This window comes from Kitasatospora sp. NPDC091257 (genome assembly GCF_044757675.1).
Taxonomy (GTDB): Bacteria; Actinomycetota; Actinomycetes; order Streptomycetales; family Streptomycetaceae; genus Kitasatospora; species Kitasatospora lactacystinica.
Map to the genome: position 1 here is coordinate 1 of NZ_JBIVVI010000217.1, position 9,516 is coordinate 9,516.

11 protein-coding genes and 1 riboswitch are annotated in these 9,516 nt (G+C 72.1%); of the genes, 3 read left to right on the forward strand and 8 right to left on the reverse strand.

Annotation, left to right across the window (positions count from 1 at the left end; translation table 11 throughout):
- The coding region (locus tag ACIQOV_RS13110) for a PadR family transcriptional regulator (RefSeq protein ID WP_401048129.1) at positions 1–373 on the reverse strand (373 nt) is incomplete at its 3' end.
- 66 nt (positions 374–439) lie between these two features.
- Between ACIQOV_RS13110 and ACIQOV_RS13115 the strand changes: the two genes are divergently transcribed.
- Positions 440–1,195, forward strand: coding sequence for a hypothetical protein (locus ACIQOV_RS13115; RefSeq protein WP_401048132.1), 756 nt, complete (start codon positions 440–442; stop codon positions 1,193–1,195).
- 6 nt (positions 1,196–1,201) lie between these two features.
- Here ACIQOV_RS13115 and ACIQOV_RS13120 read toward each other — a convergent pair whose 3' ends face one another.
- From ACIQOV_RS13120 to thrC, 6 genes are all read right to left on the reverse strand, one after another.
- The gene (locus tag ACIQOV_RS13120; RefSeq protein WP_401048134.1) at positions 1,202–1,375 is read right to left on the reverse strand and encodes a hypothetical protein; all 174 of its coding nucleotides are present in this window, start codon (positions 1,373–1,375) and stop codon (positions 1,202–1,204) included.
- Between the two features lie 21 nt (positions 1,376–1,396).
- The gene (locus ACIQOV_RS13125) at positions 1,397–1,753 is read right to left on the reverse strand and encodes a hypothetical protein (RefSeq protein ID WP_401048136.1); all 357 of its coding nucleotides are present in this window, start codon (positions 1,751–1,753) and stop codon (positions 1,397–1,399) included.
- Positions 1,754–1,882: 129 nt separating this feature from the next.
- A complete protein-coding gene (groL, locus tag ACIQOV_RS13130) occupies positions 1,883–3,505 on the reverse strand; it encodes a chaperonin GroEL (protein WP_359905842.1) in 1,623 nt (540 codons plus the stop codon).
- 321 nt (positions 3,506–3,826) lie between these two features.
- On the reverse strand, positions 3,827–4,030 hold the full coding sequence (locus ACIQOV_RS13135) for a cold-shock protein (protein ID WP_030289665.1): 204 nt from the start codon (positions 4,028–4,030) through the stop codon (positions 3,827–3,829).
- Positions 4,031–4,567: 537 nt separating this feature from the next.
- Positions 4,568–4,846, reverse strand: coding sequence for a ubiquitin-like small modifier protein 1 (locus ACIQOV_RS13140; protein ID WP_359905845.1), 279 nt, complete (start codon positions 4,844–4,846; stop codon positions 4,568–4,570).
- A 35-nt stretch (positions 4,847–4,881) separates the two neighbouring features.
- Positions 4,882–6,162, reverse strand: coding sequence for a threonine synthase (gene thrC / locus ACIQOV_RS13145; RefSeq protein WP_401048138.1), 1,281 nt, complete (start codon positions 6,160–6,162; stop codon positions 4,882–4,884).
- Positions 6,163–6,178: 16 nt separating this feature from the next.
- Positions 6,179–6,315: riboswitch (SAM riboswitch) on the reverse strand.
- 111 nt (positions 6,316–6,426) lie between these two features.
- Between thrC and ACIQOV_RS13150 the strand changes: the two genes are divergently transcribed.
- Together ACIQOV_RS13150 and ACIQOV_RS13155 are read left to right on the forward strand one after the other, a co-directional pair.
- Positions 6,427–7,464 (forward strand): glucosyl-3-phosphoglycerate synthase, encoded by a 1,038-nt coding sequence (locus ACIQOV_RS13150; RefSeq protein ID WP_401048140.1) that lies wholly within the window; start codon positions 6,427–6,429, stop codon positions 7,462–7,464.
- 38 nt (positions 7,465–7,502) lie between these two features.
- A complete protein-coding gene (locus tag ACIQOV_RS13155) occupies positions 7,503–8,969 on the forward strand; it encodes a trehalose-6-phosphate synthase (RefSeq protein WP_401048143.1) in 1,467 nt (488 codons plus the stop codon).
- Here ACIQOV_RS13155 and otsB read toward each other — a convergent pair.
- Positions 8,956–9,516, reverse strand: a 561-nt coding sequence (gene otsB, locus ACIQOV_RS13160; protein WP_401048144.1) for a trehalose-phosphatase, incomplete at its 5' end; no start/stop codon positions are given. The genes ACIQOV_RS13155 and otsB overlap by 14 nt on opposite strands.

Here is a 9,516-nt window from a genome sequence, read left to right on the forward strand (position 1 = left end):
CTCCCCCCGCCGCGGGCCGCCCCTGCGACCCGGCCTTGCCCGGCAGCATCGACCGGATCCTGCTGAGCCGGCGCTCGGCCTCGGTGGCCACCGCCCGCAGCCGCTCCGCCTCGGCGGCCAGCGCGTCCCGGCCGGCCCCGGTCAGCGCGTAGCTGCGCCGGGCACGGCCGTCCACCACCTCCTCGGCGGCGACCTCGATCAGGCCCTGGCCCAGCAGCCGGTCGAGCGCCCCGTAGAGCGTGCCGGTGCGCATCCTGACCCGGCCGTCGGAGATCGCGGCGATCTCCTGGATGAGCGCGTAGCCGTGCCGCGGGGCGTCGGCCAGCGCGGTGAGCAGCAGCAGCGTGGGCTCCTGCATGGAGCGTTCAGTCATACGACTACATATATCGTCAACCTACCTATAGGTCCAGCGCCCGGCCGGGCCGCCACAATGGTCGCCATGCCGACCACCGAGCACGACCCGTCCGCCGCCGGGCACCGACCGTCCGCCGCCGGGCACCGACCGTCCGCCCCCGGGCACCGGCCGCTCGGCGAAGGCCCGCTCACCGAAGGCCCGCTCACCGAAGGCCCGCTCACCGACGGCCTGCTCGCCGCCTGGACCGCCCTGCTGCACCGCTGCGGGGCCGCCGTCGAGCCCGAACCGTACGGCCGGGAGCTGCTGCGCCGCTGGTCGGAGCCGCAGCGCCGCTACCACACCGTCACCCACCTGCACGCCGTGCTGGAACACGTCGACGAGCTGGCCGGGTACGCCGACGACCCGGAGGCCGTCCGGCTCGCGGCCTGGTTCCACGACGCCGTCCACCGCCCCGACCGCACCGAGAACGAGGAGCGCAGCGCCGCCCTGGCCGTCCGCGCGCTGACCGCCGCCGGACTGCCCGCCGAGCGGGTCGCCGAGGTCGAGCGCCTGGTGCTGCTCACCGTCGGCCACGACCCGGCGCCCGGCGACCGCAACGGCGAGGTGCTCTGCGACGCGGACCTCGCCGTCCTCGGCGGCAGCCCCGAGGCGTACGCGGCGTACGCGGCCGCCGTCCGCGAGGAGTACGGCTTCGTCCCCGCGCCGGACTTCTCGGCCGGCCGGGCCGCCGTCCTGCGCCACCTGCTCGCCCTGCCCGCGCTCTACCGCACCCCCGCCGCCCGCGAGCGCTTCACGGCCGCCGCGCGGACCAATCTGACGGCCGAACTCGGCGCCCTCTGACGCCCGTCAGCCCCGCCGCGCGAGCACCCGGTCCGCGGCGGCCATTCCCGCCAGCACCGCGGGCAGGCGACCCACCACGGCCCACCACGCGTCCTGGTCGGCCCCCGACAGCTCCACCGCGGCCCACCACAGCCCGAGCCCGCAGCACCCGCCCGCCGCACCCCACACCCAGCGCCTCATGCCGCCACCGTACGCACGGGTCTACCCGAGCTTCCCCACGGGTGCCACCACCGCGCCCTGCTTGCCGCACACCCAGTGCGGGTCCGGCCCCAGCTCGGGTTCCACGCCCAGGGCGTGCGGGTCCCCGTCGGCCGCGCAGTCGGCGCACAGCGGCCAGCGCCCGTACGCCTCCAGCAGCGCGTCCTGGACGTCCTGGGCGACCAGCCCGAGCACGTACTCGGTGCCGTCCGGCCACTGCTCCAGCCACCAGCGGCGGTGCGTCACGGCCTGCTCCACCAGCGAGACGACGGCGGCGTCCGCCACGTCCCGCGCGGTGAGGTCGGCCAGGATCAGTGCCCGTGCGTTGTGCAGGGCGGTCTCGATGTCGTCAGCAGCCATCCGTCCATTCTCCGTCGACACGTCCGGAACACCGAAACGACCGGAACGCCGAAACGCCGTGTGGGCGGCCCCCCGAAGGGAACCGCCCACACGGACGAGGTCCAACCGATCCGATCGAAACGATCAGGATCAGAAGTCCATGTCACCGCCCGGCATGCCGCCGCCGGCGGCCGCGGCGGCCTTCTCCGGCTTGTCGGCGATGACGGCCTCGGTGGTGAGGAACAGCGCCGCGATGGAGGCGGCGTTCTGCAGCGCGGAGCGGGTGACCTTGGCCGGGTCGATGATGCCCTCGGCGATCAGGTCGACGTAGGTGTTGGTGGCCGCGTTCAGGCCGTGACCGGCGGGGAGGTTGCGCACCTTCTCCACCACGACGCCACCCTCCAGGCCGGCGTTGGTCGCGATCTGCTTGATCGGGGCCTCCAGCGCGACCTTGACGATGTTGGCACCGGTGGCCTCGTCGCCGTCCAGCTCCAGCTTGTCGAAGGCGACACCGGCCTGCAGCAGGGCGACGCCACCACCGGCGACGATGCCCTCCTCGACGGCGGCCTTGGCGTTGCGGACGGCGTCCTCGATGCGGTGCTTGCGCTCCTTGAGCTCCACCTCGGTGGCCGCGCCGGCCTTGATGACGGCCACGCCGCCGGCCAGCTTGGCGAGGCGCTCCTGGAGCTTCTCGCGGTCGTAGTCCGAGTCGCTGTTCTCGATCTCGGCGCGGATCTGGTTGACGCGGCCCGCGACCTGCTCGCTGTCGCCGCCACCGTCGACGATGGTGGTCTCGTCCTTGGTGATGACCACCTTGCGGGCGGTGCCCAGCAGGTCGATGCCGGCGTTCTCCAGCTTGAGGCCGACCTCCTCGGAGATGACGGTGCCACCGGTGAGGATGGCGATGTCGCCGAGCATGGCCTTGCGGCGGTCACCGAAGCCCGGGGCCTTGACGGCGACGGACTTGAAGGTGCCACGGATCTTGTTCACGACCAGGGTCGACAGGGCCTCGCCCTCGACGTCCTCGGCGATGATGACCAGCGGCTTGCCGCTCTGCATGACCTTCTCCAGCAGCGGGAGCAGGTCCTTGACCGAGCCGATCTTGGAGTTGGCGATGAGGATGTACGGGTCCTCGAACGTCGCCTCCATGCGCTCCAGGTCGGTGGCGAAGTAGGCGGAGATGTAGCCCTTGTCGAAGCGCATGCCCTCGGTGAGCTCAAGCTCCAGACCGAAGGTGTTGCTCTCCTCGACGGTGATGACGCCTTCCTTGCCGACCTTGTCCATGGCCTCGGCGATCAGCTCGCCGATCTGGGTGTCGGCGGCCGAGATGGAGGCGGTGGAGGCGATCTGCTCCTTGGTCTCCACGTCCTTGGCCTGGGCCAGCAGCTGGTCGGAGACGGCGGCGACGGCCTTCTCGATGCCGCGCTTCAGGGCCATCGGGTTGGCGCCGGCGGCGACGTTGCGCAGACCCTCGCGAACCAGGGCCTGGGCGAGCACGGTGGCGGTGGTGGTGCCGTCACCCGCGACGTCGTCCGTCTTCTTGGCGACCTCCTTGACGAGCTCCGCACCGATCTTCTCGTACGGGTCCTCGAGCTCGATCTCCTTGGCGATGGAGACACCGTCGTTGGTGATCGTGGGGGCGCCCCACTTCTTCTCCAGCACGACGTTGCGGCCCTTGGGGCCGAGCGTGACCTTCACCGCGTCGGCGAGCTGGTTCATGCCACGCTCAAGGCCGCGGCGAGCTTCCTCATCAAAGGCGATGATCTTGGCCATCAGAAGTGGTCCTCCGGGACACGGTCGACTGCTCGGACCAAGGGGTGCCCGCGACGGACGGCCCTGGTGCGCGGAGGTCCATTCCCTCCGCTCCCGGGGGCCTCACCGACCCGGTCCGCTGTCACTCTCACACTGTGAGTGCTAACGCCAATGATTAGCACTCCGGGTGGGCGAGTGCAAGCCCAATCGGCAATCCGCGAGCCGCCGCCGGGGCCGCCCGGGAACGCCGACGGGCCCGTGCGACACGAGTCGCACGGGCCCGTCGAGAAGCGAGAGGTCACCAGCCGCAGGGCCGCGCCGAGCTCCTGGGGTCGGAAGGGGTCAGACCGCGGCGCGGACCATGTCCGCCTGCGGGCCCTTCTGTCCCTGAGAGATCTCGAACTCGACCCGCTGGCCCTCCTCGAGGGTGCGGTAGCCGTCCATCTGGATCGCGCTGTAGTGGACGAAGACGTCCGCACCACCGTCGACCGCGATGAAGCCGTAGCCCTTCTCCGCGTTGAACCACTTGACGGTGCCCTGAGCCATTCCGAACTCCCCTAGTGCTGTGCTGGCCCTTCACGCGCCCGCAGGTCGCGGGCCCGGATTGGTTGAAGGCCGGCCCGGGGAACCCCCCCTGGGCGCAGCCGTGCACGCCGCAACCCTCCGTGCAGGACGCCAGGCGGCTTCCGGCGAGCGGGTGATTGCGTCGACCGCCGCTGAATGTATCCGGATCGACGCCCTCTGCAACAGGGCCAACCACCGGTAATTCCGCCTCGATGTCAAGGGACAGGACGGGCCGAATCGGAATAATCTCGGCATTTCACGCCGGACATAGCGGACGAATTACTCAAATGTCCGCGGGAATTCTGACATCCGCCTGACATGTTTCACGGGCCGGTCCCGCCGGCCGGACGCCCCCGGGCCGAGCACTGCGGGGGCCGAAAGGGAAACCCTGTTCCCAACCGAGCCACACTCTACTCCGACTCGACCGGGAAATATTCCGGCCGGAATGCCAGCGGTCGCCCGCGCATACGGGAAACGGAATTCCGTACGCGCGGGCGACCGCTGGTTGGTCGCGAAGGCTCAGCAGCCGCCGGCCACCGCCGGGATGATCGAGATGCCGGCGCCGTCCTCGATCTCGGTCGCCAGGCCCTCGGCGAAACGCACGTCGTCGTCGTTCACGTAGACGTTCACGAAGCGGCGCAGCTTGCCGGTGTCGTCCAGGATGCGGGCCGAGATGCCCGGGTGGTTCTTCTCCAGGTCGGCGACGACCTCGGCCAGGGTGGCACCCTCGGCGGTCACCACGGCGGCACCGTCGGTGTAGGTGCGGAGGATGGTGGGAATGCGGACGTTGGCGCTCATGACTCTCCTTGCGGGGGCGGGGCCGATCGGGTGGTTCAGACGGACGCGAGGCCGGCGGCGCGGAACGAGTCCAGCGTCGGGCGGATGACGGCGGTCATCCCGGCGTCGGAGACGGCGTCCAGGGTCTTCAGGCCGTCGCCGGTGTTGATCGCGACGGTTTCCTTGGCCGGATCCAGCTGCCCGGTCTCGACCAGCTTCTTCAGCACGCCGACGGTCACCCCGCCGGCGGTCTCGGCGAAGATGCCCTCGGTCCGCGCCAGCAGCCGGATCGCCGCCACGACCTCGGCGTCCGTGACGTCCTCCACCGCGCCACCGGTGCGGCGGGCGATGTCCAGCACGTACGGGCCGTCGGCCGGGTTGCCGATCGCCAGCGACTTGGCGATGGTGTCCGGCTTGACCGGCTTGATCACGTCCCGGCCGGCCTTGAACGCGGCCGACACCGGCGAGCAGCCCTCGGCCTGGGCGCCGAAGATCCGGTACGGCCGGTCCTCGACCAGGCCGAGCCTGATCAGCTCCTGGAGGCCCTTGTCGATCTTCGTCAGCTGCGAGCCCGAGGCGATCGGGATCACGATCTGCTCCGGCAGCCGCCAGCCGAGCTGCTCGCAGATCTCGTACGCCAGCGTCTTGGAACCCTCGCCGTAGTACGGCCGCAGGTTCACGTTGACGAAGCCCCAGCCCTCGCCGGCCGAATCGCCGATCAGCTCCGAGCAGAAGCGGTTCACGTCGTCGTAGTTGCCCTCGATGCCGACCAGCTCGCCGCCGTACACCCCGGCCATGACGACCTTGCCCTGCTCCAGGTCGTGCGGGATGAACACGCAGGACCGGAACCCGGCCCGGGCCGCCGCCGCCCCCACCGCGCCGGCCAGGTTGCCGGTGGAGGAGCAGGACAGCGTGGTGTACCCGAACGCCCGGGCCGCCTCGATCGCGCAGGCGACCACCCGGTCCTTGAACGAGTGCGTCGGGTTCCCGGAGTCGTCCTTGACGTGCAGCTGGGCGGTGAAACCGAGCTCCCGGCCCAGGTTGTCCGCCTTCACCAGCGGGGTCCACCCCGGGTTCAGATTGGGCTTCGACGCCACGTCGGCCGGAACCGGCAGCAGCGGCGCGTACCGCCAGATGGACGCCGGACCGGCCTCGATCCGCTTGCGCAGCTCCTCGGCGCCCTCGCTGCCGAACTCGTAGGCGATCTCCAGCGGGCCGAAGCACTCCAGGCAGGCGAAGCTGGGGCCGAGCGGGAAGCGGGTGCCGCACTCGCGACAGGACAGCGCGGCGGCGGGGCCGAGGTCGACGGAAACAGGTGCGGCGGTGTCGATAGCCATGATGGCGAGGCCTCTCTCCTCATCTTCCCCGTGGCACGGTCGCGCCACAGGCCGGAATTGGCACCTGTCCCGCCGGGGCCTGTCGACAGACAGCCGCGCGGGAAGGTTGCCGGGACGTCAACGGGCCGTTCCCTCAGTCCCTCTGGATGAGCTTGTGAAATTGTGGTGATGCTCAACGGCGACCCCGGCGTGCAAAGGTCCGACCGCTGTACGAAGACTGTATCCGAAGGCGTCAATCCTGAACGGGTCCGTCCGCCACGCGAGATGACCCGTCCCACCGACCCCGCCGAGGAGACCTCCGTGCCCGCCGAACCGATTCCCGAGCTCCTCCCGCAGGCGGCGTCCTGGCTGCGCCGCCGCTCCTGGAGCGCGGCCGACCGGCCGGTCCACACCCTCCTCGCCGCCAAGGAACGCACCGGCCGCACCGTCAGCGTGGTCCTCCCCGCCCTGGACGAGGAGGCCACCGTCGGCGACATCGTCCGCACCATCCGCCGCGAGCTGATGGAACGCCTGCCGCTCGTCGACGAACTCGTCGTCGTCGACTCGGGCTCCACCGACGCCACGGCCGCCGTCGCCGCCGAGGCCGGCGCCCGGGTCGAGCACCGCGACGCCGTCCTGCCCCGGCTGCCCGCCGTCCCCGGCAAGGGCGAGGTGCTCTGGCGCTCGCTGCTGGTCACCCGCGGCGACATCGTCTGCTTCGTCGACGCCGACCTGCGCGAATTCGACCCGGCCCTCGTCTCCGGCATCCTCGGCCCGCTGCTGACCGACGAGTCCATCCAACTGGTCAAGGCCATGTACGACCGCCCGCTGGAATCCGAGGGCGCCGTCCTGCCCGCCGGCGGCGGCCGGGTCACCGAACTCGTCGCCCGGCCCCTGCTCAACCTCCACTGGCCGGAACTCGCCGGTTTCGTCCAGCCCCTCGGCGGCGAGTACGCGGCCCGCCGCTCACTGCTCGAACGGCTGCCCTTCCCCACCGGCTACGGCGTCGAACTCGGCCTGCTGGTCGACGCCCTGGAACTGGCCGGTCTGGACGCCCTGGCCCAGGTGGACGTCGGCGTCCGGCACCACCGCCACCAGGACGGCCAGGCCCTCGGCCGGATGGCCGCCACCATCTACCGGACCGCCCTGGAACGCCTCGACCGCACCCACCGCCTCAAGGCCTCCGCCGACCTCGTCCACCCCCAACTCACCCAGTTCACCCGCGACCCGGAAACCCGCGCCTTCACCGCCCACACCCACCCGGTGACCGCCCTGGAACGCCCCCCGATGCACACCGTCCCCGAATACGCGACCCGTCATTGAGGGGTTTGCCGCCCCGAACCCCCGGCAACATCCCAACCATGGGCGATCTCACGACCAACCGTTCGAGCGCGACCGGCACCGCCCCCGTCCTGGTTGCCTCCAACCGGGGACCGGTGTCCTTCAGCACCGCCGACGACGGCACGCTGACCCTGCGCCGCGGCGGCGGCGGACTGGTCTCCGGCCTCTCCGCCATCGCGGACCCGAACGCCGTCTGGGTCTGCGCCGCCCTCAACGACGCCGACCGCAGAGCCGCCGCCGAGGCGCCGCACGGCCGCCTCGACCTGGCCGGCCACGAGGTCGGCGGCCAGGCCGTACGGATGCTGGACATCGACCCGCAGACCTTCGCCCGCGCCTACAACGGCGTCGCCAACTCCACCCTGTGGTTCGTCCACCACCTGCTCTACGCGACCCCCACGGCACCCGCCTTCGACGCCGGCTTCCGCACCGAGTGGGCCGCCTACCGGGCGTACAACGAGGCCTTCGCCGAGGCCCTGGCCGCCGAGGCCGCCCCGAACGCCGCGGTCCTCGTCCAGGACTACCACCTCTCCCTGGTCCCGGCCCTGCTCCGGGCGGCCCGCCCCGACCTGCGGATCGGCCACTTCTCGCACACCCCCTGGGCCCCGCCCGAGTACTACCGGATGCTGCCCGACGACGTCGCCCGGGCCGTCCTCACCGGCATCCTGGGCGCCGACCGGGCCGGCTTCCTGACCGAACGCTGGGCCCGCGCCTTCGCCGCCTGCTGCGAGGACCTCCTGGACGCGACCGTCGACCTCGACGCGCTCACCGTCACCCTCGACGGCCGCACCACGGGCCTCGGCGTCCACGCCCTCGGCGCCGACGCCGACTTCCTGCGCGAACGCGCCCACCGCCCCGACGTCGACGAACGCCTCGCCGCCCTCCGCCGGACCGTCGGCGACCGCCGCACCATCGTCCGGGTCGACCGCACCGAGCTGAGCAAGAACATCGTCCGCGGCCTCCAGGCCTACCGGCACCTGCTCCGCACCCGCCCCGAGTGGCACGACCGGGTGGTGCACATCGCCTTCGCCTACCCCTCCCGCACCGACCTGGCCGAGTACCGCGACTACACGGCCACCGTCCAGCTTCTCGCCGACGAGATCAACGCCGAATTCGCCACCCCCGCCTGGCAGCCGCTGCTCCTCCACGTCGACGACGACTTCCCGCGCTCGCTCGCCGCCTACCGCCTGGCCGACGTCGCCCTGGTCAACCCCATCCGCGACGGCATGAACCTGGTCGCCAAGGAAGTCCCGGTGGTCTCCGACAACGGCTGCGCCCTCGTCCTCTCCCGCGAGGCCGGCGCCCACGCCGAACTCAAGGACGACGCCCTCACCGTCAACCCCTACGACGTCATCGCCACCGCCGACGCCCTCCACGCCGCTCTCACCATGGACCCGAAGGAGCGCGCCGACCGCACCGGGCGCCTGGCCGCGGCGGCCACCGCACTCCCCCCGCAGCAGTGGTTCCTGGACCAGCTCAACGCCCTGTGAGCGCCTCCCCGAGAGCCCCCAGCAGCTCCACCACCCCCTCCGGCCCGGCGACCACCAGATCCGCCCGGTCGGCCAGCTCCCGCACCGGCGCGTCCCCCACCGCACCGGCGCACACCAGCACCCCGGCCACGCCCTCGCCCCGCAGCTTCTCCACCGCGACGAAGGCCGCCACGTCCCCCAGGTCGTCCCCGGCGTAGAGCACCGCACGGGCCCCCCGCTCCCGCAGGAACCCGGTCAGCGCCGCCCCCTTGTCCACCCCCGGCGGCCGCAGCTCCAGCACCAGCCGGCCGGGCTCCACCACCAGCCCGTGCTCGGCCGCCAGGTCCCCCACCGGCGCCCGCAGCAGCTGCAGCGCCTCCTCCGGCGCCGCCGTCCGCCGGGTGTGCACGGCCACCGACCGCCCCTTGTCCTCCACCCACGTCCCCTCGGGCGCCCCGACCCGCTCCAGCACCACCGGCAGCACGTCCCGCACCCGCGCCACCCCCGGATGCGCCTCCGGCGCCGAGAGCTTCCCGTCCTCCCACCGCTCGGCCCCGTAGTGCCCAGA